General features: G+C 69.5%; 25 protein-coding genes and 1 riboswitch. Of the genes, 13 read left to right on the top strand and 12 right to left on the bottom strand.

What is annotated here, in order from left to right; all coding sequences use genetic code 11:
- Positions 1–6 precede the first annotated feature (6 nt).
- Complete coding sequence (gene femX, locus ACFYZ3_RS35070; RefSeq protein ID WP_003975027.1) at positions 7–1,128, bottom strand: peptidoglycan bridge formation glycyltransferase FemX; 1,122 nt, start codon at positions 1,126–1,128, stop codon at positions 7–9.
- Positions 1,129–1,265: 137 nt separating this feature from the next.
- A complete protein-coding gene (locus ACFYZ3_RS35065) occupies positions 1,266–1,571 on the bottom strand; it encodes a hypothetical protein (protein WP_388526497.1) in 306 nt (101 codons plus the stop codon).
- Positions 1,572–1,846: 275 nt separating this feature from the next.
- Here ACFYZ3_RS35065 and rpsF point away from each other — a divergent pair, with 275 nt between their 5' ends.
- The 4 genes from rpsF to rplI all read left to right on the top strand — a co-directional run bounded on the left by rpsF (position 1,847) and on the right by rplI (position 3,559).
- On the top strand, positions 1,847–2,137 hold the full coding sequence (rpsF, locus tag ACFYZ3_RS35060) for a 30S ribosomal protein S6 (RefSeq protein ID WP_003975025.1): 291 nt from the start codon (positions 1,847–1,849) through the stop codon (positions 2,135–2,137).
- Positions 2,138–2,214: 77 nt separating this feature from the next.
- Positions 2,215–2,811 carry a single-stranded DNA-binding protein gene (locus tag ACFYZ3_RS35055; protein WP_109029143.1) on the top strand — a complete coding sequence of 199 codons (597 nt, stop codon included), beginning with the start codon at positions 2,215–2,217 and terminating at the stop codon, positions 2,809–2,811.
- A gap of 46 nt (positions 2,812–2,857) precedes the next feature.
- Complete coding sequence (gene rpsR / locus ACFYZ3_RS35050; RefSeq protein ID WP_003949403.1) at positions 2,858–3,094, top strand: 30S ribosomal protein S18; 237 nt, start codon at positions 2,858–2,860, stop codon at positions 3,092–3,094.
- A gap of 18 nt (positions 3,095–3,112) precedes the next feature.
- Positions 3,113–3,559 (top strand): 50S ribosomal protein L9, encoded by a 447-nt coding sequence (rplI, locus tag ACFYZ3_RS35045; protein ID WP_388526493.1) that lies wholly within the window; start codon positions 3,113–3,115, stop codon positions 3,557–3,559.
- Between the two features lie 101 nt (positions 3,560–3,660).
- Here rplI and ACFYZ3_RS35040 read toward each other — a convergent pair whose 3' ends face one another.
- Positions 3,661–4,998 (bottom strand): MATE family efflux transporter, encoded by a 1,338-nt coding sequence (locus ACFYZ3_RS35040; protein ID WP_388526490.1) that lies wholly within the window; start codon positions 4,996–4,998, stop codon positions 3,661–3,663.
- A gap of 459 nt (positions 4,999–5,457) precedes the next feature.
- On the opposite strand from ACFYZ3_RS35040, the gene dnaB reads away from it, so the two are divergent.
- A complete protein-coding gene (gene dnaB / locus ACFYZ3_RS35035; RefSeq protein ID WP_388526487.1) occupies positions 5,458–6,933 on the top strand; it encodes a replicative DNA helicase in 1,476 nt (491 codons plus the stop codon).
- A 52-nt stretch (positions 6,934–6,985) separates the two neighbouring features.
- Entirely contained in the window at positions 6,986–8,371 is a 1,386-nt protein-coding gene (locus tag ACFYZ3_RS35030; RefSeq protein WP_388526484.1) for a serine hydrolase domain-containing protein, read from the top strand.
- Positions 8,372–8,452: 81 nt separating this feature from the next.
- On the opposite strand, the gene ACFYZ3_RS35025 is transcribed toward ACFYZ3_RS35030, so the two are convergent.
- The gene (locus tag ACFYZ3_RS35025) at positions 8,453–8,905 is read right to left on the bottom strand and encodes a GNAT family N-acetyltransferase (RefSeq protein WP_388526481.1); all 453 of its coding nucleotides are present in this window, start codon (positions 8,903–8,905) and stop codon (positions 8,453–8,455) included.
- Between the two features lie 58 nt (positions 8,906–8,963).
- On the bottom strand, positions 8,964–9,428 hold the full coding sequence (locus ACFYZ3_RS35020) for a MarR family winged helix-turn-helix transcriptional regulator (RefSeq protein WP_388526478.1): 465 nt from the start codon (positions 9,426–9,428) through the stop codon (positions 8,964–8,966).
- A 138-nt stretch (positions 9,429–9,566) separates the two neighbouring features.
- Between ACFYZ3_RS35020 and ACFYZ3_RS35015 the strand changes: the two genes are divergently transcribed.
- The gene (locus ACFYZ3_RS35015) at positions 9,567–10,781 is read left to right on the top strand and encodes an MFS transporter (protein ID WP_388526475.1); all 1,215 of its coding nucleotides are present in this window, start codon (positions 9,567–9,569) and stop codon (positions 10,779–10,781) included.
- A 119-nt stretch (positions 10,782–10,900) separates the two neighbouring features.
- Positions 10,901–11,320, top strand: a complete 420-nt coding sequence (locus tag ACFYZ3_RS35010) for a heme-binding protein (RefSeq protein WP_003975016.1) — start codon at positions 10,901–10,903, stop codon at positions 11,318–11,320.
- 55 nt (positions 11,321–11,375) lie between these two features.
- Here ACFYZ3_RS35010 and ACFYZ3_RS35005 read toward each other — a convergent pair whose 3' ends face one another.
- From ACFYZ3_RS35005 to ACFYZ3_RS34980, 6 genes are all read right to left on the bottom strand, one after another.
- Positions 11,376–12,242, bottom strand: coding sequence for a GNAT family N-acetyltransferase (locus tag ACFYZ3_RS35005; RefSeq protein WP_388526472.1), 867 nt, complete (start codon positions 12,240–12,242; stop codon positions 11,376–11,378).
- Positions 12,243–12,320: 78 nt separating this feature from the next.
- Positions 12,321–12,803 carry an NUDIX domain-containing protein gene (locus tag ACFYZ3_RS35000; RefSeq protein ID WP_388526469.1) on the bottom strand — a complete coding sequence of 161 codons (483 nt, stop codon included), beginning with the start codon at positions 12,801–12,803 and terminating at the stop codon, positions 12,321–12,323.
- Positions 12,804–12,874: 71 nt separating this feature from the next.
- Positions 12,875–13,780, bottom strand: coding sequence for a LysR family transcriptional regulator (locus ACFYZ3_RS34995; RefSeq protein ID WP_388526466.1), 906 nt, complete (start codon positions 13,778–13,780; stop codon positions 12,875–12,877).
- A 218-nt stretch (positions 13,781–13,998) separates the two neighbouring features.
- Positions 13,999–15,177 (bottom strand): cystathionine gamma-lyase, encoded by a 1,179-nt coding sequence (locus ACFYZ3_RS34990; protein ID WP_388526463.1) that lies wholly within the window; start codon positions 15,175–15,177, stop codon positions 13,999–14,001.
- The gene (locus ACFYZ3_RS34985) at positions 15,174–15,668 is read right to left on the bottom strand and encodes a low molecular weight protein-tyrosine-phosphatase (protein ID WP_388526459.1); all 495 of its coding nucleotides are present in this window, start codon (positions 15,666–15,668) and stop codon (positions 15,174–15,176) included. Before ACFYZ3_RS34985 ends, ACFYZ3_RS34990 begins: the two co-directional genes overlap by 4 nt.
- A gap of 5 nt (positions 15,669–15,673) precedes the next feature.
- Positions 15,674–16,051 carry a phage holin family protein gene (locus ACFYZ3_RS34980; RefSeq protein ID WP_127891969.1) on the bottom strand — a complete coding sequence of 126 codons (378 nt, stop codon included), beginning with the start codon at positions 16,049–16,051 and terminating at the stop codon, positions 15,674–15,676.
- Positions 16,052–16,110: 59 nt separating this feature from the next.
- Between ACFYZ3_RS34980 and ACFYZ3_RS34975 the strand changes: the two genes are divergently transcribed.
- The 4 genes from ACFYZ3_RS34975 (at position 16,111) to ACFYZ3_RS34960 (ending at position 18,376) form a co-directional block, all read left to right on the top strand.
- Entirely contained in the window at positions 16,111–16,428 is a 318-nt protein-coding gene (locus ACFYZ3_RS34975) for a cupin domain-containing protein (protein WP_003975009.1), read from the top strand.
- 153 nt (positions 16,429–16,581) lie between these two features.
- Positions 16,582–16,794: a DUF5326 family protein gene (locus ACFYZ3_RS34970; RefSeq protein ID WP_003975008.1), complete on the top strand. Its 213-nt coding sequence runs from the start codon at positions 16,582–16,584 to the stop codon at positions 16,792–16,794.
- Positions 16,795–17,112: 318 nt separating this feature from the next.
- A complete protein-coding gene (locus ACFYZ3_RS34965) occupies positions 17,113–17,838 on the top strand; it encodes an IclR family transcriptional regulator (protein WP_388526454.1) in 726 nt (241 codons plus the stop codon).
- 100 nt (positions 17,839–17,938) lie between these two features.
- The gene (locus ACFYZ3_RS34960; protein WP_003975006.1) at positions 17,939–18,376 is read left to right on the top strand and encodes an SsgA family sporulation/cell division regulator; all 438 of its coding nucleotides are present in this window, start codon (positions 17,939–17,941) and stop codon (positions 18,374–18,376) included.
- Positions 18,377–18,425: 49 nt separating this feature from the next.
- Here the strand turns inward: ACFYZ3_RS34960 and ACFYZ3_RS34955 are convergent, their stop codons facing one another.
- Positions 18,426–19,979, bottom strand: coding sequence for a YibE/F family protein (locus tag ACFYZ3_RS34955; RefSeq protein WP_388526451.1), 1,554 nt, complete (start codon positions 19,977–19,979; stop codon positions 18,426–18,428).
- A 71-nt stretch (positions 19,980–20,050) separates the two neighbouring features.
- Positions 20,051–20,240, top strand: a riboswitch (TPP riboswitch).
- Between ACFYZ3_RS34955 and thiC the strand changes: the two genes are divergently transcribed.
- The coding region (gene thiC, locus ACFYZ3_RS34950) for a phosphomethylpyrimidine synthase ThiC (RefSeq protein ID WP_388526448.1) at positions 20,233–22,006 on the top strand (1,774 nt) is incomplete at its 3' end. Its footprint overlaps the riboswitch before it by 8 nt.

Below are 22,006 nucleotides of genomic sequence, written 5' to 3'. Positions count from 1 at the left end.
GTGCGGTCAGCGGCGCGACATGTAGATGTCGAGCGCCTTGTGGAGCAGCTTGTTCAGCGGGAAGTCCCACTCGCCGAGGTACTCGGCCGCCTGACCGCCCGTACCCACCTTGAACTGGATCAGGCCGAAGAGGTGGTCGCTCTCGTCCAGCGAGTCGGAGATGCCGCGCAGGTCGTAGACGGTGGCACCCAGCGCGTAGGAGTCGCGGAGCATGGCCCACTGCATGGCGTTCGACGGACGGACCTCGCGGCCGATGTTGTCGGAGGCGCCGTAGGAGTACCAGACGTGTCCGCCGACGACCAGCATGGTCGCCGCCGACAGGTTGACCCCGTTGTGCCGGGCGAAGTACAGCCGCATGCGGTTGGGGTCCTCGTTGTTGAGGGCCGCCCACATGCGCTGGAAGTACGACAGCGGACGCGGCCGGAAGTGGTCGCGCACGGCCGTGATCTCGTACAGGCGCTGCCACTCCTCGAGGTCGTGGTAGCCGCCCTGGACCACCTCGACACCGGCCTTCTCGGCCTTCTTGATGTTGCGGCGCCACAGCTGGTTGAAGTTCTTGTGGACCTCTTCCAGGGAGCGGTTGGCCAGCGGCACCTGGAAGACGTAGCGGGGCTGCACGTCACCGAAGCCGGCGCCGCCGTCCTCGCCCTGCTGCCAGCCCATGCGGCGCAGCTTGTCGGCCACTTCGAACGCGCGCGGCTCGATGTGGTCCGCCTCTATGTCCCGCAGTCGCTTGACGTCGGGGTCCTGGATGCCCTTCTTGATGGACGTCGCGTCCCAGCGCCGGATGATCACCGGCGGGCCCATCTTCACGGAGAAGGCGCCCTGCTGCTTGAGGTGCGCCAGCATCGGCTCCATCCAGTCCTGGAGGTTCGGCGCGAACCAGTTGATGACCGGGCCCTCGGGGAGGTAGGCGAGGTAGCGCTTGATCTTGGGCAGCTGCCGGTACAGGACGAGACCCACACCGACCAGCTCACCGGTCCGGTCGTCGAACCAGCCGAGGTTCTCCGAGCGCCATTCCGCCTTGACGTCCGCCCATGCCGGGACCTGCATGTGACTCGCCGCCGGCAGGCTCTGGATGTAGGCCAGATGCTGCTCGCGGCTGATGGTCCTCAGGGTCAGACTCATTCGGGGCGCTCCTCGGGCTGGTGTGTCCCCATGGGTACAGGGGCTCCGGCTCTCGCGCGAAGCCTACTGCGCCCTGTGAGCGCCCCGTCCGGCGTACGGCTGGAAGGGCTTGTGCGGCGGGCGGCCGCCGACCGGGATCAGGGGACGAGCCCGCCGTGGTAGATGCCGAAGAACAGACCGAGTGCGGAGGCGCCGAGCCCGAGTACCAGGCCGAAGCGCTCCCGTGTCGTCTCGGACACGTACTGGCCGTACCCGCCGGTCAGGACACCGAGCAGCCCTGCCCAGGAGGTCAGGACGTGCAGTCCCCGAAAGCTCGCGGTGGCCAGAGCGAGCACCCCGAGAACCAGGGTCACGGCCAGCAGTGAGTCCTGGAGGGGGTGTCGTTTGCCGTCGGTGGCCAGCAGGCCGGTCCGGGGCCTGGCGGGTCGCATGATCTGTGCCATGGAGAACCTCCTGCCGAAGGCAGTGTGTTTTAGCCCTCACATCCCTGACTACCGATTGTGTCCCCTCGGGGCCGGATTTCAACCGCAAGGCGGCGGCCGGGTACGCTGTACCTTCCGCACCGGTGTCTGTTGCCGGCCCCGGCCGGGCCACCTCCTCGGAGGAGGCCCGATTGTCAGTGGGTCCTGGTTTACTCGTTGATGCCGGTGCGAACGCATCGCAACCCTCCTGCCACGGAACGACCGTGGCCGCTGAGTCCAAAGGAGGTGGGTTCCACATGCGTCACTACGAGGTGATGGTCATCCTCGACCCCGATCTCGAGGAGCGCTCTGTCTCCCCGCTGATCGAGAACTTCCTCTCTGTCGTCCGTGACGGCGGCGGAAAGGTCGAGAAGGTCGACACCTGGGGCCGTCGTCGTCTCTCGTACGAGATCAAGAAGAAGCCCGAGGGCATCTACTCGGTCATCGACCTGCAGGCCGAGCCTGCGGTCGTCAAGGAGCTCGACCGCCAGATGAACCTGAACGAGTCGGTCCTCCGGACCAAGGTCCTCCGTCCCGAGATGCACTGAGCCTTCCCGCTCAGCTGATCCCGGGATTCGAGTAGCAGCAACCAAGCAGCCAGAGCAAACCCGCCGAGAGGTTCCCCATGGCAGGCGAGACCGTCATCACGGTCGTCGGCAATCTTGTCGACGACCCCGAGCTGCGCTTCACCCCGTCCGGTGCGGCCGTCGCGAAGTTCCGCGTCGCGTCGACTCCCCGCACCTTCGACCGCCAGACGAACGAGTGGAAGGACGGCGAGAGCCTGTTCCTGACCTGCTCGGTCTGGCGTCAGGCGGCGGAGAACGTCGCCGAGTCGCTCCAGCGAGGCATGCGCGTCATCGTGCAGGGCCGGCTGAAGCAGCGGTCCTACGAGGACCGTGAGGGCGTCAAGCGCACGGTCTACGAGCTGGACGTCGACGAGGTCGGCGCCAGCCTGCGCAGCGCCACGGCCAAGGTCACCAAGACCTCGGGCCAGGGCCGCGGAGGCCAGGGCGGTTACGGCGGCGGTGGCGGCCAGGGTGGCGGCGGCTGGGGCGGCGGCCCCGGTGGCGGCCAGCAGGGCGGCGGCGCGCCGGCCGACGACCCCTGGGCGACCGGTGGTGCTCCCGCCGGTGGCCAGCAGGGCGGTGGCGGCCAGGGTGGCGGCGGCTGGGGCGGTGGCTCCGGCGGCGGTGGCGGCTACTCGGACGAGCCCCCCTTCTAAGGGGACGGGCTCTACCCACACTTCTTGATCACACAGGAGAAACATCATGGCTAAGCCGCCTGTGCGCAAGCCGAAGAAGAAGGTCTGCGCGTTCTGCAAGGACAAGGTCACGTACGTGGACTACAAGGACACGAACATGCTGCGGAAGTTCATTTCCGACCGTGGCAAGATCCGTGCCCGCCGCGTGACCGGCAACTGCACCCAGCACCAGCGTGACGTCGCCACGGCCGTGAAGAACAGCCGTGAGATGGCGCTGCTGCCCTACACCTCCACCGCGCGATAAGGGAAGGGTGACCGAAACATGAAGATCATCCTCACCCACGAGGTCACCGGCCTCGGTGCCGCGGGCGACGTCGTCGACGTCAAGGACGGTTACGCTCGCAACTACCTGATCCCGCGGAAGTTCGCGATCCGCTGGACCAAGGGTGGCGAGAAGGACGTCGAGCAGATCCGTCGTGCTCGCAAGATCCACGAGATCCAGACCATCGAGCAGGCCAACCAGGTGAAGGCCCAGCTCGAGGGCGTGAAGGTCCGTCTGGCCGTCCGCTCCGGCGACGCCGGTCGTCTCTTCGGCTCCGTCACCCCGGCCGACGTCGCTTCGGCGATCAAGGCCGCCGGTGGCCCCGAGGTCGACAAGCGCCGCATCGAGCTGGGCGCGCCGATCAAGACCCTGGGCGCCCACGAGACGTCCGTGCGTCTGCACCCCGAGGTTGACGCCAAGGTCAGCGTCGAGGTTGTCGCTGCCTGAGCACTGCTCTCGCTGAAGCGATGAGAGGGGCCGCATCTCCCGTCGGGGATGCGGCCCCTCTTCGTGACCGTGCTCGCAGCTGACCGTTTCACGTGAAACGGTCAGCGCGTCGCCCCGGTGACGATCCAGCGCCCCGATCGGGTACGCAGCCACAGCGTCACCAGACGCATCGCCATCATCAGCGTCATGGCCGCCCACAGGGCGGTGAGCCCACCGCCGAGTGTCGGGACGAGAAGCGCCGCGGGAGTGAAGACCGCCAGAGTGAGCAGCATGGCCCAGGCAAGGTAGGGCCCGTCGCCCGCGCCCATGAGGACCCCGTCCAGGACGTAGACCACACCACAGACCGGCTGTGCGACGGCCACGATCACCAGCGCGGGCAGCGCGGCGTCCTTGACCATGGAGTCGCCGGTGAACAGGGGCAGGAACGCCGGGCGGGACAGCACCACGAGCAGACCCAGTACGACCCCGACCGCGACGCCCCACTCCACCATCCTGCGACAGGCGTCGCGCGCACCCTGGGCATCGTTCGCGCCCAGATAGCGCCCGATGATGGCCTGCCCCGCGATGGCGATGGCGTCGAGGGCGAACGCGAGCAGGCTCCACAGGGACAGGACGATCTGATGTGCCGCGATGTCGGCGTCGCCGAGACGGGCCGCCACCGCCGTCGCGATCATGAGAATCGCCCGCAGGGAAAGCGTGCGCACGAGCAGCGGCATCCCGGCTTGGGCGGAAGCCCTGATACCGGCCAGGTCCGGGCGCAAGGAGGCACCGTGTCGTCGGGCTCCGCGGACGACCACCCACAGGTAGACCGCGGCCATGCCGCACTGGGCGATGACGGTGCCCCAGGCGGAGCCCGCGATGCCGAGTCCGGCGCCGTAGACGAGCAGGACGTTGAGGACGGCGTTGGCTATGAAGCCGGCCACGGCCACATAAAGAGGGGTCCGGGTGTTCTGCAGTCCCCTCAGGACACCGGTCGAAGCCAGCACGACGAGCATGGCGGGGATGCCGAGGGAGGAAATCCGCAGATAGGTGGTGGCATAGGGGGCCGCGGTGTCGGAAGCGCCGAAAAGTTCCACGAGGGAGGGGGCCGCGGGCAGGAAGACCGCGATGACGGCGGCGCCGAGCAGCAGGGCCAGCCAGATGCCGTCCATGCCCTGACGGATCGCTGCTTGCAGGTCGCCCGCGCCGACGCGGCGCGAGACGGCCGCGGTGGTGGCGTAGGCGAGGAAGACGAAGACGCTGACGGCCGTGGTGAGCAGGGCCGAGGCGATGCCGAGGCCGGCGAGCTGAGCGGTTCCGAGATGGCCGACGATGGCACTGTCGGCCATGACGAAGAGGGGCTCGGCGACGAGCGCGCCGAAGGCCGGAACGGCCAGCGCGACGATCTCTCGGTCGTGCCGGCGCCGGACGGACCGGGTACGCGCGGGGGCCTGTGTCATGAGCACCAATCTAATCGTCCACAGGTAAGAGATGCAAAGCTTTGATGACCCTTACGCCCGATCTCGAACCGTGTACTTCTGGGTACCGTTCGAAGTGATCTTGGTCCGACTGGGAAAGTTTTTCTTCTGCACAGGCGGTGGACGGTAAAGGTGCAGGTCAAGGTGCATCATCGGGTCGGGGTGCGGGCTTGTTCACAGGGCTGTCCACCGGGTCGTGCACAGGTTTCGCGGAGTTCTCCACAGCATCTGGCCGGTCGTCCACATGGCCTGTGGATAACCAGATTGGCTGACGGTGCCCGCAGGCCTACGGTTATCCGGCGCCCGCTCCGTCCGTCGGCCGGTGAACCCTCACAAAACCGACGCGCCAGAACCGGAGTTGGGCGTCTTATTTGTCAGTGCCGTGCCGTAGAAATGAGGGGCACGGCGAGGTCCGCTCGGCGGACGGGAGGAGGTGGCTCGGTGAGCATTTCCGAGCCCTTGGACGACCCGTGGGCCGACAGCGGCCCCAGTGATCGTCTTCCTGCTTCCCGCCGCCGCAGTGAGGGCGGCCGCAGCCGGGACGACCAGCACGAGCGCGGCCCGGACAGCGGGTGGGACGGCGGTGGCGCGTCCTTCGAGCGGGTGCCGCCGCAGGACCTGGACGCCGAGCAGTCGGTCCTCGGCGGGATGCTCCTGTCCAAGGACGCCATCGCCGACGTCGTCGAGATCCTCAAGGGCCACGACTTCTACAAGCCGGCCCACGAGACGGTCTACCAGGCCATCCTCGACGTCTACGCCAAGGGCGAGCCTGCCGACCCCATTACGATCGCCGCCGAGCTCACCAAGCGCGGGGAGATCAACAAGGTCGGTGGCGCCTCGTACCTGCACACCCTCGTCCAGACGGTGCCGACGGCCGCGAACGCCGCGTACTACGCGGAGATCGTGCACGAGCGGGCGGTGCTGCGCCGCCTGGTCGAGGCCGGTACCCGGATCACGCAGATGGGTTACGCGGCCGACGACGACGTCGACGAGATCGTCAACCGCGCCCAGGCCGAGATCTACGCCGTCACCGAGCAGCGCACCAGCGAGGACTACCTGCCGCTCGGCGACATCATGGAGGGCGCGCTCGACGAGATCGAGGCCATCGGATCGCGCAGCGGCGAGATGACCGGTGTGCCGACGGGTTTCACGGACTTCGATTCGCTGACCAACGGACTTCACCCCGGGCAGATGGTCGTCATCGCCGCACGTCCCGCGATGGGCAAGTCGACCCTGGCGCTGGACTTCGCGCGGGCCGCCTCGATCAAGAACAACCTGCCGAGCGTCATCTTCTCGCTCGAAATGGGGCGCAACGAGATCGCGATGCGACTGCTGTCCGCCGAGGCCCGCGTCGCACTGCACCACATGCGGTCGGGCACGATGACGGACGACGACTGGACCCGGCTGGCGCGCCGGATGCCCGACGTTTCGGCCGCCCCGCTCTACATCGACGACTCCCCGAACCTGTCGATGATGGAGATCCGCGCCAAGTGCCGTCGCCTCAAACAGCGCAACGATCTCAAGCTGGTCGTCATCGACTACCTCCAGCTGATGCAGTCCGGCGGTTCCAAGCGCGCCGAGAGCCGACAGCAGGAGGTCTCGGACATGTCCCGAAACCTCAAGCTGCTGGCGAAGGAGCTGGAGATCCCGGTCATCGCGCTCTCCCAGCTGAACCGTGGTCCGGAGCAGCGCACCGACAAGAAGCCCATGGTCTCCGACCTGCGTGAGTCCGGTTCGATCGAGCAGGACGCCGACATGGTCATCCTGCTGCACCGCGAGGACGCGTATGAGAAGGAGTCACCGCGCGCGGGCGAGGCGGACCTGATCGTGGCCAAGCACCGTAACGGTCCGACGGCGACGATCACCGTCGCCTTCCAGGGCCACTACTCGCGCTTCGTGGACATGGCACAGACCTGACCGGCACGGAAATCGGCTCGACGTGCGGTGTCCCGGCCGGTGGACTGGGCACATGACGACACCTCAGGGAGAGCTGCTCCCCACCACCCGGCGGGCGCTGACGCACCGGATCGCCGTGGCCCAGGCCGAAGGGCGTACGCCGTCGCTCGTCGCGGCGGTGGTCCGGGGCGGGCGGGCCGTGTGGCACGGTGCGCGGACCTCGGTCGACGGGCACGGACCGGACGAGAACGTGCAGTACCGGATCGGCTCGATCACCAAGACGTTCACCGCCGTCCTCGTCCTGCGGCTGCGCGACGAGGGCGTGCTCGACCTCGGGGACCCGCTGGAGAAGCACCTGCCGGGCACCGGGGCGGGAGAGGCCACGATCGCCGAACTGCTCGCGCACACGGGCGGGCTGGCCGCCGAGTCACCGGCGCCCTGGTGGGAGCGGACGCCGGGCTCGCTGCGCCCCGAACTCGCCGATGTGCTGGGCGAGCGGCCGCTCCTGCACCCGGTGGGCCGTCGGCACCACTACTCCAACCCCGGCTACACACTTCTCGGCGCGCTGGTCGAGAAGTTGCGCGGTGCTCCGTGGGAAGAGGTGCTGCAGCGGGAGGTGCTGGACCCGCTGGGTCTGCGGCGTACGGCCAACCGGCCCAGCGCCCCGCATGCGGGTGGCTGGGCGGTGCATCCGTGGGCCGATGTGATGCTTGCCGAGCCTGCCGAGGACCTCGGTCGGATGGCCCCGGCCGGACAGCTCTGGTCCACCACCGGGGACCTGGCGCGGTTCGCCGTCTTTCTGACGCTGGGGGACGACCGGGTGCTCGGGGCGGAGACCGTGCGCGAGATGCGAGTGCCCGCAGCTCCGGCCGAGGCCGCGGATGTGGTGGACGGCGCGACCTACGGACTGGGGCTGCAGATCCAGCACCGGGACGGGCGGCTGCTCGTCGGGCATTCCGGGTCCCTGCCGGGCTTCCTGGCGAACCTCACCATCGGTGTGGAGGACGACGTGGCCGCGGTGGTCCTGACCAACTGCACCTCGGGGCCACTGCTCGCCGGGGTCGGAGCCGACCTCGTACGCATCGTCGCCGAGGCGGAGCCCCGGATTCCCGAACCGTGGCGTCCACTGCGGGAGGTCGACTCCTCCGTACTGGAGTTGGCGGGGCAGTGGTACTGGGGGACGCACGCCTTCGTCCTGCGGCTGTCGCCCGACGGAGGGGTCTCGTTGGGGCCGCTGTCCGGCCAGGGTCGCCGCTCACGCTTCCGGGCGAATGGCGACGGCAGCTGGACGGGGCTGGAGGGGTATTACGCGGGGGAGTCACTGCGTGCGGTGCGGCGCCCGGACGGCACCGTCAGCCATCTGGATCTCGGTTCGTTCGTCTTCACGCGGCAGCCGTACGACGAGGGCGCCTCCGTGCCGGGTGGAGTTCACCCGGAGGGATGGCGGGGGATCGGCTGACAGCCGTCCGTACCGAAGCGGCCCTGTTTCACGTGAAACAGGGCCGCGCGCCGTTGCGGGCAGGTGAAGGGAGCCGTGCACTCAGAGCTGGAGTTTGAAGCCCGTGTGCGAGGCCTCGAAGCCGAGTCGCTCGTAGAAGCGGTGGGCGTCGGTACGGGTCTTGTCGGAGGTGAGCTGCACCAGGTGGCAGCCCTGCCGCCGGGACTCGTCGATCGCCCACTCGATCAGCTGTGTGCCCAGTCCGCTGCCGCGTTCGGCACCGTGGATGCGTACCCCTTCGACGATCGAACGCGTGGCGCCGCGCCGGGACAGTCCGGGGACGATGGTCAGCTGGAGCGTGCCGACGACACGACCGTCGCGGACGGCCACCACCAGATGCTGGTTGGGATCGATTCTGAGGCGTTCGAAGGCGGCCCGGTACGGGCCCAGGTCGTCCGGCGATTCGCGTTGTGCGCCCAGCGGGTCGTCGGCGAGCATCGCGACGACCGCCGGGATGTCCTCGGCGGTGGTGGGGCGTATTTCGAGATCTCCCATGCCCGCACTCTAGAGCCGGGCCGGCGCCCGGTCCGCCGGACGGGACCTGGGACAGGCCCTAGGCGGGCACCGGTGCCTTCAGGGTCTCCACGGCCCGGACCAGCGGGGCCAGATCGGGGTTCGCCGCCGCGTCGTCGAGGGCCTCGCGCAGGGCGGCGTCATTGGTGGGCCGCGCCTCGTCCAGCAGTTGCAGGCCCGCCGCGGTGACGTTGGTGTAGATACCGCGCCGGTCGGTGGGGCACAGGTAGCGCTCGAGCAGGCCCCGGTCCTCGAGCCGGGTGACCAGCCGGGTGGTGGCGCTCTGGCTGAGGACTACCGCGTCCGCGACCTGCTTCATCTGCAGATGTCCGCCGTCGCCGTCGTGCTGGCGGCTGAGCACGTCGAGCAGGGAGTACTCGCGGACGCTCAGGTCGTGCCCGGTCTGCAGAGCGCGCTCGATGTGTGCCTCGATCCTCCCGTGCAGCAGGGAGAGGGCGCACCAGCCCTGGGAGAGGGCGGTGAGCGCGGGGTCCGTCGCTGTCATGTGGATCCTCCGTCCAGGGGCGGCTGAGTCCAGGGTAGACCAGTCGCGCGATTGTCAGCGCTTGCACATTGCCCGCGCGTGCAATTATTGTGGCCGAACGCAAAACGCTCCTGCAATCGTTTGGGAAGGTACCCCTCCATGCCTCTCGCGCTTCTGGCCCTCGCGATCGGGGCCTTCGGGATCGGAACGACCGAGTTCGTGATCATGGGTTTGCTGCCCGAGGTCGCGAGCGACTACGGCGTCTCCATCCCCACCGCCGGCTACCTGGTGACCGGATACGCCCTCGGTGTGATGCTCGGCGCCCCGCTGATGACCGTGCTCGGCACCAGGGTTCCGCGCAAGCGGATGCTGATGCTGCTGATGGGCCTGTTCATCGTCGGCAACCTGCTCTCCGCCCTCGCCCCCGCCTTCTCGGTCATGCTGATCGGCCGCGTGGTCGCCTCGCTCGCCCACGGCGCCTTCTTCGGCATCGGATCGGTCGTCGCGGCCGGTCTGGTCGCCCCGCACAAGAAGGCCGGCGCCATCGCGATGATGTTCACCGGGCTGACCGTCGCCAATGTCGTCGGCGTCCCGCTGGGCACGCTGATCGGACAGACCGTCGGCTGGCGCGTCACCTTCGCCGTCGTCGCCGCGCTCGGCGTCGTCGGCCTGGCCGGAGTCGCCAAGCTGATCCCCGACATGCCCAGGGCCGAGGGCGTGCGGCTGCGCCACGAAATGGCCGCGTTCAAGAACGTGCAGGTCCTGCTCGCGATGGCCATGACCGTGCTCGGCTTCGGCGGGGTCTTCGCGGCGATCACCTACATCGCGCCGATGATGACCCATGTCACGGGCTTCGCCGACGGCTCGGTCACCTGGCTGCTGGTCCTCTTCGGCCTCGGCATGGTCGGCGGGAACCTCGTCGGCGGCCGGTTCGCGGACCGCGCCCTGATGCCCATGCTGTACATCTCCCTGGGCGCCCTGTCCGTCGTACTCGCCCTCTTCACCCTCACCGCGCACGACAAGATCGCGTCCGCCGTGACCATCGTCCTGATCGGGGCCCTGGGCTTCGCCACCGTCCCTCCGCTGCAAAAGCGCGTCCTGGACCACGCACACGGCGCCCCGACGCTGGCCTCCGCGGTGAACATCGGCGCCTTCAATCTCGGCAACGCGCTCTCCGCCTGGCTGGGCGGGGTCGTGATCGCGGCCGGCTTCGGATACACCGCCCCCAACTGGGTCGGCGCCGTGCTGGCCGCCGCCGCGCTGGTCCTCGCCGTACTCTCGGCAGCCCTGGAACGGCGCGGGAGCGCCCCGGGCACGGTCGTCGCGGGTTCCGTGTCTGCCACCGAACAGCGGGCCGCCGCCGTCCACCACTGAACCACCGACCCCGGTCCCGGGGAACGCGGGGCCAGGGCCGTCCCCGCACCCCGCGGCCGCCACCGCCTCGGCGACCACCGAGGCACCGCACCACTCGGCACGACCAAGGAGAAAGACCTATGAGCACCACCGCTGTCACCCCGCTCACGACCCAGGACGCCGAAGCGCTCGTCACCGCGGCCCACCACGCCGCCGAGGCGGCCGGTGTCACGGTCAGCGTCACCGTCCTTGACGCCGGCGGCCACCTGCTCGCCTTCCGGCGCGACGACCGGGCCGTGCTGATCTCCGGAGAGACCAGCACGCGCAAGGCCTACACGGCACTCCAGCTGAACGCTCCCACCGCCGACCTGGTCGACGCCGTGCAGCCCGGAGGCCTGTTCCACACCCTGCCCACCGCCCTCGACCGGCCGCTGCTGTTCCTCGCGGGCGGCGTGCCCGTGCACCGCGAGGGCCGCCTGATCGGAGCGATCGGGGTGGGCGGCGGCGCACCCGACCAGGACCACGGCTTCGCCTCGGCCGCCGTGCGGGCGCTCGCCTGACCCTCCTGAGACGGCAGTGGCCGTCTGTCGAGGCCGGAAGTCCCTCCCACCGGAGTCAGCCCGCCGCCACCGTCAGCGGCGCGAAGCGCCGGGTCCAGTCCCCGGGCAGCTCGGTGATCCCGTAGGTCATGACCGCGTTGGGGGCGATGGTGGAGAGGCCGCGCTCCCTCAGCCACGCCAGCAGCTCCTCGTGCCGTACGTCGATGTCCGTGCGCAGCGGTCGGTCGGTGCGGGCGGCGAGCGAGCCGATCAGGGCCTTGGCCGTCTCGGTGTCGCGGGCGATCAGTGGGCCCACCACGTGGGTGTCCATGTTCGGCCAGGCCGCGGCGTACCCGATGATCCGGCCGTCCTCCTCCGCGACGCGCAACTGGTCGGCGAAGGCGGGCAACCGCGTGACGATCGGGGTGCGGTCCGCACCGAAGACCTCCTCGTCCAGCCGGAGGACCGCGGAGAGGTCCTCGGCGGTGGCAGCGCGGGTGACGGTCTTCGGTTCCGGCCCGCCCGGGGCGAAACGGCCCCGCACCATCTCCGCCCCGCCCGTCACCTTGAAGCCGAGCTCCTCGTAGAGCGGCCGGCCGTACGGCGTCGCGTGCAGGGTCAGCGGAAGGGTGCCCAGCCCGGAGACGATGTGACGCATCAGACGGCGTCCGACGCCCTGGCGGGCGTGCCGCTCGGCGACCAGCACCATGCCGATGGCGGCGAGCGAGGGGCGTTCCTGCGGTCCGTACTCGGTGACGGTGCAGGCGGCGACGAGACCGCCGCCGGGGTCGTCGATGCCGTACCCCTTTCCGGCGGTGAGGAGGAATCCCCACTTGTGCTCCTCACGCGGCCACCCCCGGTCCTCGGACAGGTCGGCGCAGGCGGTCAGATCGCGGAGCGTCAGACGGCGGATCGGAGCAGAGGCGAGGAAAGGTGTCGGCACGCAGGTCAGGCTGTCCGACGCCGGCCTCCCGCGTCCACCTCTTTCCGGTGGAACCTGCGGGCTTTCGGCCAAGTCGGTTCAGCCGAGGTCGGGGGCGTGCAGGGCACGCACACCTTCGATGTTGCCGTCCAGGTAGTGCCGCAGGGACAGCGGTACGAGGTGGACGGAGGCGATCCCGACCCGGGTGAACGGGACCCTGACGATCTCGTACTCACCGGCCGGCTCGTCGACCTCGGGACCGTGGCGCAGGGACGGATCCATGGATTCCAGGTGGCAGACGAAGAAGTGCTGCACCTTCACGCCGGTCGCGCCACCGTCCTCGCCGATGTGTTCGACGGTGTCGACGAAGCAGGGCACCACGTCGCTGACCTTGGCGCCGAGTTCCTCGTACACCTCACGGTGCAGGGCGTCCACGACGGTGGTGTCGTCCGGCTCGACCCCGCCGCCGGGAGTGACCCAGTACGGGTCGACACCGGGTTTGGTCCGCTTGATCAGGATCAGGTGGTCGCCGTCCAGCAGGACGGCGCGAGCGGTGCGCTTGACCACGGGTCGGACGGTCATGGGAGAAATGTGGCCCGGCTGGTTCCACGTGAAACATCGTGGTGCGTGACCGGTTCGCAAGGTCCGCCGGCTCAGTTCCAGTCGGCGGCCGCGCGCAGCAGCCACTCGTGGGCCCGGGCGATGTGCGGCATCGCCAACGTGCCGCTGCGCACCACCAGGAAGTACGTCCGCAGCGGCGGCACCGGCGGATCGTGCAGGGCCACGACGTCACCGCGCTCCAGCGCATCCGCGCACAGATAGCGGGGCAGGACGGCGAGCCCCGCGCCCGCGACCGCGCAGGCGAGAACCGCACGCAGGTCGGGGGCGACGACCGTGGCCGGGGCGGCCGGACGGGCGTCGAAGACGGAGGCCCAGTAACGGGCGACGAAGGGCAGTGACTCGTGCACTTCGACCACGGGGACGTGTTTCAGGGCGGGAGCATCGGTGTCGCGGACCTTTTCGATGCCCGCGCGCTCCGCCCAGTGCGGCGCGGCGACCAGAACGTGCACTTCGTCGCAGAGCGGAGTCGCGGTGAGCAGCGTCCCGCGTGGACGAGCCGTACCCATGGCCAGATCGTGATGCCCGGCCGCCAGGCCCTCCAGGGTCTCCTCGGCGTTCCCGAACGAGGCGCGCAGGGCGAGGGCCCGGCCGTCCTCGCCGGTCAGCTCGCCGAGCGCGGGCAGCGCCCGTTCGGCGGTGAACTCGGGTGGTCCGGCCAGGTGCAGGGTCCGCTGGGAGGAGTCGTCCTCCAGCCCGGTCTCGGTGATCTCCACCAGGGCGTCGAGATGGGGTGCGGCCTTGTGGGCGAGTTCGTCGCCGATGGTCGTCGGGGTCACGCCGCGGGCCTGTCGAAGGAACAGCGGGCGGCCGAGCTGACGCTCCAGCGTGCGGATCTGCGAGGTGACGGCGGGCTGCGAGAGGCCGAGCAGAGCGGCCGCGCGGGTGAAGGAACCGGCCCGGTGCACGGTGACGAAGGTGCGGAGCAAGGCCAGATCCACGGAAAACCCGTCCCCTCTTCTGTTCTTCTCCAGCCCCCGCCCGTGTCCAACTATAAATAAGTCGATAGGTCGCTGTCGCTACGGTGATTGGACACTGACACAGAGTCAACTAGCCTTGTGCGCGCGGTTCTTCGCGCGCGGAACCGGAGGACGGTCCGAGCCACGAGGGGGGAGGCTCGGACCGTCCGTCGAGGCCCGTCGACGTCATCGCGTCGACGTCATTCCGTCGTTTCGTCCAGGGCGCGCAGCAGATCCGCCACCAGGTCGTCGGGGTCCTCCGCGCCGACGGAGAGCCGGATGAAGCCCTCCGGCACCGCGTCGCCGCCCCAGCGCCCGCGCCGCTCCGCGGTGGACCGCACCCCGCCGAAGCTCGTCGCGCCCTCGACGAGACGCAGCGCGTCGAGAAAACGGTCGGCACGCGCGCGCGAGGGCAGCGTGAAGGAGACGACACAGCCGTAGCGCAGCATCTGCTGCGAGGCGACCTTGTGGGACGGGTCGTCGGGCAGCCCGGGATACCGCAGGCCGGTGATCTCGGGCCGGGTGCGGAGGGCTTCGGCCACCCTGAGCGCGGTGGAGTCCTGCCGGTCCACGCGCAGCTGGAGGGTGGCGATCGAGCGGTGTGCGAGCCAGGCCTCCATGGGGCCGGGAATCGCACCGACGATCTTGCGCCAGCGCCGAACGGCGGCCATCGCCCCGGCGTCGCGGCCGGCCACGTAGCCCAGCAGGACGTCTCCGTGGCCGGTGAGCTGCTTGGTTCCGCTGGCCACCGAGAAGTCCGCGCCGAGCTCCAGCGGGCGCTGCCCGAGCGGTGTGGCGAGGGTGTTGTCGACGGCGACCAGGGCACCGCGCGCGTGCGCCGCCTCGACGAGCCGCCGTACGTCGCACACGTCGAGCCCAGGGTTCGACGGCGTCTCGATCCACAGCAGCTTCGCCCCGTCCAGGACGTCGAGCTGGGCGTCCCGGCCGGTCGGCGCGGTGCGCACCTCGATGCCGTACGCCTCCAGCTGCGCGCGGACCAGCGGCAGCGCCTGGTATCCGTCGTCGGGCAGGACGGCCGTGTCCCCGGCGCGCAGCTGCGAGAAGAGCACGGAGGAGATCGCGGCCATGCCGGAGGCGAAGACGATGGTCTCCGTGTCGGACCGGCCGGGAGCCTCCAGCTCGCCGATGGCGCGCTCGAGATGGGTCCAGGTCGGGTTCTCGTCGCGGCCGTAGGTGTACGGCCCGGTCGGATCGCCCGGCAGGTGGAAGTGGGCGGCGAACACCGGGCCGGGCAGGGTGGGCTCGTGCTTGACCGGTTCGGGCAGCCCGGCCCTTACCGCGCGCGTGCCGTCACCGGGGCCGGGAGCGGATCTCTCCGCGCCCGCACCGAGGCTGTCGTTCGTAGCGGAATCGCTCATGCCGCCCGTCCTTCCACTTGCTCGCGTACCGCGGCGAGCAGTCCGGTGCTCGCCGCCTCCACCATCTCAAGGCATTCCTCGAAGCCGTCCCGGCCCCCGTAGTACGGGTCCGGGACGTCCAGGTCGCCGCCCCCGGCGGCGGGGTCGTACGACCGCAGCAGACGCACCTTGGCCGTGTCCCGCTCCGTGGGGGCGAGGCGCCGCAGAGCCCTCAGGTGCCCGGCGTCGAGGGCGACGACCAGGTCGAGACGGGAGAACCAGGACTGCTGGAACTGCCGGGCCGTGTGGTCGAGGTCGTAACCGTGCTCCGCCAGCACGGCCACGGTGCGCGGGTCGGCGCCCTCGCCCTCGTGCCAGCCGCCGGTGCCGGCGCTGTCGGCCTCGACCCGGTCGCCGAGGCCGGCGTCCGCCACGCGCGCGTGGAAGACGGCCTCGGCCATCGGGGAGCGGCAGATGTTTCCCGTGCACACGAAGCAGACGCGGTAGGTCATCGGGATCAGTCCCCGTCGGGCAGGAACGCGTTGAGGGCCCAGGAGACGATCGAGACGATCAGGCCGCCCAGCACGGCGGTCCAGAACCCGTCGACGTGGAAGCTCACGTCGAGCTTGTCGGCCACCCACGACGTGAGCAGCAGCATCAGCGCGTTGACCACCAGCGTGAACAGGCCGAGAGTCAGGATGAACAGCGGGAAGGTCAGCACCTGCACGATCGGCTTCACGACCATGTTGACCAGGCCGAACACCAGGGCGACGACGATCAGCGTGAGGGCCTTCTCCCCCGTGCTGCCTCCGGTCAGAGTGATCTTGTCGAGCAGCCACACGGCGACGGCGAGGGCGCCGGCGTTGGCGATCGTCTTGACTAGGAAATTCTTCATGTGTCTGATCGTGGCAGACGCGATCGGACACGAACGGCGAGGCAGGGGCGGACGAGGCGATGAAGGCATTCCGGCTGGACGAACTGGAGGCGGAACGCGCCGCCAACGACGGTGCCTACCTGCAGTTCCTGCGGGAGCGGAACATGTCGGTCGGTCTGTACGCCCTCGACGCGGGCACGACCGACCCGCAGAAGCCGCACGCGCAGGACGAGGTGTACTTCGTGGTGAGCGGACGGGCCGCGATCACCGTGGGCATGGAGACCACCCAGGTCGCCCGCGGCAGTGTGGTCTACGTGCCGGCCGGCGTCGCCCACAAGTTCCATCACATCAGCGAGGACCTGCGGGTCCTGGTGGTGTTCTCTCCGCCGGAGAGCTGAGACGCGACCCCGGGGTTCCCTAGGGGATCGGTCAGGGGGAGACAAGGGGTGCGGGGCCCCTTCCGTGGCGCTCGCGGCTCTAGCATCGAGTGCAGGACATCAGAGGATTCCCCGGGACTTCCCGGGGCTCCCCGAAAGGTGAGGGCAAGGGCGATGCGAGAGATCTTCACGGGACTGCCGTGGTGGGTGAAGTGGATCGCGGTGCCGGTCATCGCCCTGGTCGTGTTCGGCGGGCTGATCGCCAGCGTGGTCGGGTTCGTGGTCGGACTGCTGTTCAAGCTGCTGGTCTTCGTCGCGCTCGTCGGCGGACTGATCTACGTCGTACGCAAGTTCATGTCGAGCTCGTCGTCGCGCAGCGACTGGTGAGAGACGTGGGGCACCGGTGGCGGTAACAGGAACCACCGGTTCCCTCGGGCGAGGGAAGTTTCCCGGACGGGCCGTCGGTGAGCGGTGACCGACGGTTAGAGTCCGGAACTCCACGCGGGGGCGACTCCGCGAACGGCGCACACCCCCACTCGTGTTCGCCGCACGGGCTGCCACCTCGCGTTCCGGGAGTGACTCTTGGCCACGGCTGACACCGCATTCGCTCAGCTGCACGCCCTTCCCGTGCAGCCCTGCTCGACGCCTCGGACACCCTCCGCGCCTGCCTCTGCCGACCCGCCGTCCGCGACTCTGATCGGCTCCGTGCAGCGGGCGATGCGCCTGCTCGAGCGCGTCGCGGAGCACGAGTACGGATCCCCCGCCAAACAGCTGGCCCGCGAGACGGGGCTGGCACTGCCCACGGCGTACCACCTGCTGCGCACCCTGGTGCACGAGGGCTATCTGCGCCGCGAGAAGGGGCTGTTCTTCCTCGGCGAGGCCGCCGAGCGGCTGAGCAGCAGCGGAGCCGAGCAGAAACGTCGCAGCACGGTGGTCGACACCATGGCGCGCTGGCGCGACGCGATCGGCGTCCCCGTGTACTACGCCACGTACCGGGACGGCGAGATCGAGGTCATGTGCGTCTCCGACACCCCGGGCAATCCGGCGGTCGAGGAATGGGCGGACTTCCGGGAGACGGGACACGCACACGCCATCGGGCAGTGCCTGCTGTCCCAGCTGGACGACGACGCGCGCCGCGACCATCTGGACCGCTACCCGGTGCAGCCCCTCACGCCGTACACGCTGCGTGACGGCCACAGTCTCCTGAAGCGGCTGGAACGCATGCCCCGGATGGCGCCGGTGACCGAGCGCCAGGAGTACGCGCTGGGGACGGTCTGCGCGGCGATCCCGATCACCGTCGGCACCACGGCCGCCACGATGGCCATCTCACTGCCCCTCCATCAGGCGGACCGTTTGCTCCCCGCGGCTCAGCGGTTGCAGAACGAGGTGGGGCGGCGTCTGGGGTCGCTCGCGCTCTCTATCAGTATCTGAAAACTCACTCCTTGTGATCTGGTGTGTACGTTGAGCAAGATGCCACCAGTGTTAGAGGTTTGATTCCCGGACAGTCGACGGCGAATGACGGGGTAGGCGAATGGGCGAGTCCGTACAGGCAGAGGTCATGATGAGCTTTCTCGTGTCCGAGGAGCTCTCTTTCCGTATCCCGGTGGAGCTGCGCTACGAGACCCGGGATCCCTATGCCGTACGCCTGACCTTTCATCTGCCCGGAGACGCGCCGGTGACCTGGGCCTTCGGCCGGGAGCTGCTGGTCGACGGGGTGGGCCGGCCGTGCGGCGACGGTGACGTGCGCATCGCACCGGTGGAGCCCGAGCCGCTGGCCGAGGTGCTGATCCGTCTTCAGGTCGGCAGCGACCAGGCCCTGTTCCGTTCCTCCGCCGCGCCCCTGGTGGCCTTCCTCGACCGCACCGACAAGCTGGTGCCGCTGGGTCAGGAGGGCGCGCTCGCCGACTTCGACAGCCACCTCGACGAGGCCCTGGACCGCATCCTGGCGGAGGAACAGAGCGCGGGCTGAACCGTTCCGGCAGCCATGCGGTCGTTGGCGTAACGCTTCGCCCGACGCGTCAGCGCTTGCGGCGACGGCCTCGCCCGCCACGGGCCGGGGCACTGGCTCCGCCACCCGCTGTCGCCCCCTGGGCCGGTCGTTCGGCCGGCCGGTCCGCCGACACGACCAGGGCGGCGAGGGCCGTGGTGACCGGCACGGAGGCCACCAGACCGATCGAGCCGACCAGCGTCCGCACGATCTCCTCCGCGACCAGCTCGCTGTTGGCGACGGTTCCCACACCGCTCTGCGCGATCGAGAACAGCAGCAGCAGGGGCAGCGCCGCGCCCGCGTAGGCGAGGACGAGCGTGTTCACGACCGAGGCGATGTGGTCGCGGCCGATGCGGATGCCCGCGCGGTACAGGCCGCGCCAGCCCATCGTCGGGTTGGCCTCGTGCAGTTCCCACACCGCCGACGTCTGGGTGACCGTCACGTCGTCGAGGACACCGAGCGAGCCGATGATGACCCCGGCGAGCAGCAGACCGCTCATGTCGATGGACGGGTACAGGCCGTGGATGAGGCCGGTGTTGTCGTCCGTGTTGCCGGTGAGCGCGGCCCAGCCGATGAAGAGCGACCCGAGCACGCCGATCAGCAGCAGCGAGATCAGTGTGCCGAGCACCGCCACGGACGTTCGGGCCGACAGCCCGTGGCACAGGTACAACGCGATCAGCATGATGGCGCTGGACCCGATCACCGCCACGACCAGGGGGTTCGAGCCCTGGAGGATGGCGGGCAGGATGAAGAAGTTCAGCAGCAGGAAGCTGATGGCCAGCGAGACCAGCGCCATGAGTCCGCGCAGCCGTCCGACGACCACGACGGCGAGGGCGAAGATGCCGGCGAGCAGGGCCAGGGGGAGCCTGCGGTTGATGTCGGTCACCGAGTACTGCAGGTCCTTCGGCGCGGAGGGCTCGTAGGCGACCACCACCTTCTGGCCCTCGTGCAGCTGCCGTGACTGGTCCGGCTGCACGATCTCGTCGAACGTGCGGCCCTTGTCGTCGCCGGTGTCGACGCGGATGGTCGCCCGCTTGCAGTCGCCCTTCGCCTGCTGCACCGCGGAGGAACCCTCGGCGGTGGACGTGTCGCCGGTCGGGACACCGCCCGACGCGTTGACGGACTGGCAGCTCAGTTCGACCACCTTGGTGACGGTGGCCTGCTGTGTCTGCCGGTCGAAGCCGACGCCGGTGCGCTCGTGCGGCGGTGCGCCGCCCGGCCACAGCACCGCGAGCCCGACCAGGACGGCCGCGGTGAAGGGGATCAGGATCGCGGCGATGACCTTCCGCAGATGCCGGGAGACGGGAGCCGCCGGTCCGTGCCCGTGCCCGTGCCCGTGCCCGTGCGAGTGCCCGTGCGAGTGCCCGTGCCCGCCCCCCGCACCGTGCCCGTCCCCCGCACCGTGCCCGCCGCCGGCGGCGTGTCCGTGGTCCTCGTCCTGCCCGTAAACCGTCTCCTGTCTGCCGGCGTTCGCCTCGGCAGCGACACCGGGGACGTGGCCGGCTGCCCGGCCGTCGCCCTCTTCGGCGTTCGGTCCGCGGCGGGGCCGGCGCGGTGGGAAGGAGGGGGGCTGCGGTGTGGTCACCGCCCGATCATCGCAAGAACGAGGGGGGCCCTCTGTTCACCGCGCCCGAATGGGCGCTAGCGTGGAGGCACCTTTGTACACGCGGGAGCTCGGAGCACCGGGCTGAGAGGGCGCTGACCTCCGTCCCAGCGATGTTTCACGGGAAACGTCACCGAAGTCGAGTGACGTATCCCACGAAGCGTCGACAGACGGAAGCCGCTGCGTCGACCGCCGAACCTGTTACCGGGTAATGCCGGCGTAGGGAGTAGGTCTCATGACCATCAAGGACGCACGCACGCCTGCCTCCACGCAGAACACCGCCAAGGCGGACACCGCGGCCCCCGCGGAGAACACGGAGGCCGGGAAGTCCATCGGCTGGCACAAGGCGTACGTCGAGGGCTCGCGCCCCGATCTGCGGGTGTCGGTCCGTCAGGTGCACCTCACCAACGGGCAGTCGGTCACGCTGTACGACACCTCGGGCCCGTACACCGATCCACTCGTCGACACCGATGTCCGCAGGGGCCTCGCCCCGCTGCGGGAGAACTGGATCATCGCCCGCGGTGACACCGAGGAGTACGCGGGCCGCCCCGTCCAGCCCGAGGACGACGGAATCAAGCACACCTCGCCGCGCGGCGGCCTGCGCAACCTCGACGCCGTCTTCCCCGGCCGCCCGCGCCAGCCGCGCCGGGGCCGGGACGGCAACGCGGTGACGCAGCTCGCCTACGCGCGACGGGGCGAGATCACTCCCGAGATGGAGTACGTGGCCGTCCGGGAGAACGTCTCCCCGGAGGTGGTCCGCGAGGAGATCGCCGCCGGCCGCGCCGTGCTGCCCGCCAACGTCAACCACCCAGAGATCGAGCCGATGATCATCGGCAAGCGGTTCCTGGTGAAGGTCAACGCCAACATCGGCAACTCGGCGGTGACATCCTCCATCGAGGAGGAGGTGGACAAGATGACCTGGGCGACCCGATGGGGTGCCGACACGGTCATGGACCTCTCCACCGGCCGCAACATCCACACCACCCGCGAATGGGTCCTGCGCAACTCCCCCGTTCCCATCGGAACCGTGCCGCTCTACCAGGCCCTGGAGAAGGTCGACGGCCGCGCCGAGGAACTGACCTGGGAGGTCTACAAGGACACCGTCATCGAACAGGCGGAGCAGGGCGTGGACTACATGACGGTCCACGCCGGCGTGCGCCTGCCGTACGTACCCCTCACCGCGAACCGCAAGACCGGCATCGTCTCGCGCGGCGGCTCGATCATGGCGGCGTGGTGCCTGGCGCACCACAAGGAGTCGTTCCTCTACGAGAACTTCGAGGAACTCTGCGAGATCCTCGCCGCCTACGACGTCACCTACTCCCTCGGCGACGGCCTGCGTCCGGGGTCGATCGCGGACGCCAACGACGAGGCCCAGTTCGCCGAGTTGCGCACCCTCGGGGAACTCAACCGGATCGCCAAGCGTTGCAACGTACAGACCATGATCGAGGGCCCGGGACATGTCCCGATGCACAAGATCAAGGAGAACATCGACCTTCAGCAGGAGATCTGCGATGAAGCTCCGTTCTATACGCTCGGCCCGCTGACGACGGACGTCGCGCCGGCGTACGACCACATCACCTCCGGCATCGGTGCCGCGATGATCGCCTGGTGGGGCACGGCCATGCTCTGCTACGTCACGCCCAAGGAGCACCTGGGCCTGCCCAACCGTGACGACGTCAAGACCGGCGTCATCACCTACAAGATCGCCGCCCATGCCGCCGACCTCGCCAAGGGTCACCCAGGTGCACAGGAGTGGGACGACGCGCTGTCGGACGCCCGGTTCGAGTTCCGGTGGGAGGACCAGTTCAACCTGGCCCTCGACCCGGACACGGCCCGGGAGTTCCACGACGAGACACTGCCGGCCGAGCCCGCCAAGACGGCGCACTTCTGCTCCATGTGCGGGCCCAAGTTCTGCTCGATGAAGATTAGTCAAAGCATCACAGAGCAGTTCGGCGGCACGGCGGCTGCGGGGGCGACGGCTGAGGAGGTCGCTGCGGGGATGCTCCAGA

Origin of the sequence: Streptomyces sp. NPDC001599 (assembly GCF_042893535.1) — a bacterium.
In the GTDB taxonomy this organism is placed as follows: domain Bacteria; phylum Actinomycetota; class Actinomycetes; order Streptomycetales; family Streptomycetaceae; genus Streptomyces.
This window is presented reverse-complemented; position numbering and strand designations above follow the sequence as displayed.

What these genes read in the sequence shown, in the direction of transcription:
- ACFYZ3_RS34975 (WP_003975009.1), top strand. Translation starts at nt 16,111, where the DNA reads ATGAAGGCATTCCGGCTGGACGAACTGGAGGCGGAACGCGCCGCCAAC.
- rpsR (WP_003949403.1), top strand. Translation starts at nt 2,858, where the DNA reads ATGGCTAAGCCGCCTGTGCGCAAGCCGAAGAAGAAGGTCTGCGCGTTC.
- ACFYZ3_RS34960 (WP_003975006.1), top strand. Translation starts at nt 17,939, where the DNA reads ATGGGCGAGTCCGTACAGGCAGAGGTCATGATGAGCTTTCTCGTGTCC.
- ACFYZ3_RS35040 (WP_388526490.1), bottom strand. Translation starts at nt 4,998, where the DNA reads ATGACACAGGCCCCCGCGCGTACCCGGTCCGTCCGGCGCCGGCACGAC.
- ACFYZ3_RS35020 (WP_388526478.1), bottom strand. Translation starts at nt 9,428, where the DNA reads ATGACAGCGACGGACCCCGCGCTCACCGCCCTCTCCCAGGGCTGGTGC.
- ACFYZ3_RS35000 (WP_388526469.1), bottom strand. Translation starts at nt 12,803, where the DNA reads ATGACCGTCCGACCCGTGGTCAAGCGCACCGCTCGCGCCGTCCTGCTG.
- ACFYZ3_RS34970 (WP_003975008.1), top strand. Translation starts at nt 16,582, where the DNA reads ATGCGAGAGATCTTCACGGGACTGCCGTGGTGGGTGAAGTGGATCGCG.
- ACFYZ3_RS35055 (WP_109029143.1), top strand. Translation starts at nt 2,215, where the DNA reads ATGGCAGGCGAGACCGTCATCACGGTCGTCGGCAATCTTGTCGACGAC.
- ACFYZ3_RS35030 (WP_388526484.1), top strand. Translation starts at nt 6,986, where the DNA reads ATGACGACACCTCAGGGAGAGCTGCTCCCCACCACCCGGCGGGCGCTG.
- ACFYZ3_RS35065 (WP_388526497.1), bottom strand. Translation starts at nt 1,571, where the DNA reads ATGGCACAGATCATGCGACCCGCCAGGCCCCGGACCGGCCTGCTGGCC.
- ACFYZ3_RS35015 (WP_388526475.1), top strand. Translation starts at nt 9,567, where the DNA reads ATGCCTCTCGCGCTTCTGGCCCTCGCGATCGGGGCCTTCGGGATCGGA.
- femX (WP_003975027.1), bottom strand. Translation starts at nt 1,128, where the DNA reads ATGAGTCTGACCCTGAGGACCATCAGCCGCGAGCAGCATCTGGCCTAC.
- ACFYZ3_RS35025 (WP_388526481.1), bottom strand. Translation starts at nt 8,905, where the DNA reads ATGGGAGATCTCGAAATACGCCCCACCACCGCCGAGGACATCCCGGCG.
- ACFYZ3_RS34985 (WP_388526459.1), bottom strand. Translation starts at nt 15,668, where the DNA reads ATGACCTACCGCGTCTGCTTCGTGTGCACGGGAAACATCTGCCGCTCC.
- ACFYZ3_RS34990 (WP_388526463.1), bottom strand. Translation starts at nt 15,177, where the DNA reads ATGAGCGATTCCGCTACGAACGACAGCCTCGGTGCGGGCGCGGAGAGA.
- rplI (WP_388526493.1), top strand. Translation starts at nt 3,113, where the DNA reads ATGAAGATCATCCTCACCCACGAGGTCACCGGCCTCGGTGCCGCGGGC.
- ACFYZ3_RS35010 (WP_003975016.1), top strand. Translation starts at nt 10,901, where the DNA reads ATGAGCACCACCGCTGTCACCCCGCTCACGACCCAGGACGCCGAAGCG.
- ACFYZ3_RS34980 (WP_127891969.1), bottom strand. Translation starts at nt 16,051, where the DNA reads ATGAAGAATTTCCTAGTCAAGACGATCGCCAACGCCGGCGCCCTCGCC.
- rpsF (WP_003975025.1), top strand. Translation starts at nt 1,847, where the DNA reads ATGCGTCACTACGAGGTGATGGTCATCCTCGACCCCGATCTCGAGGAG.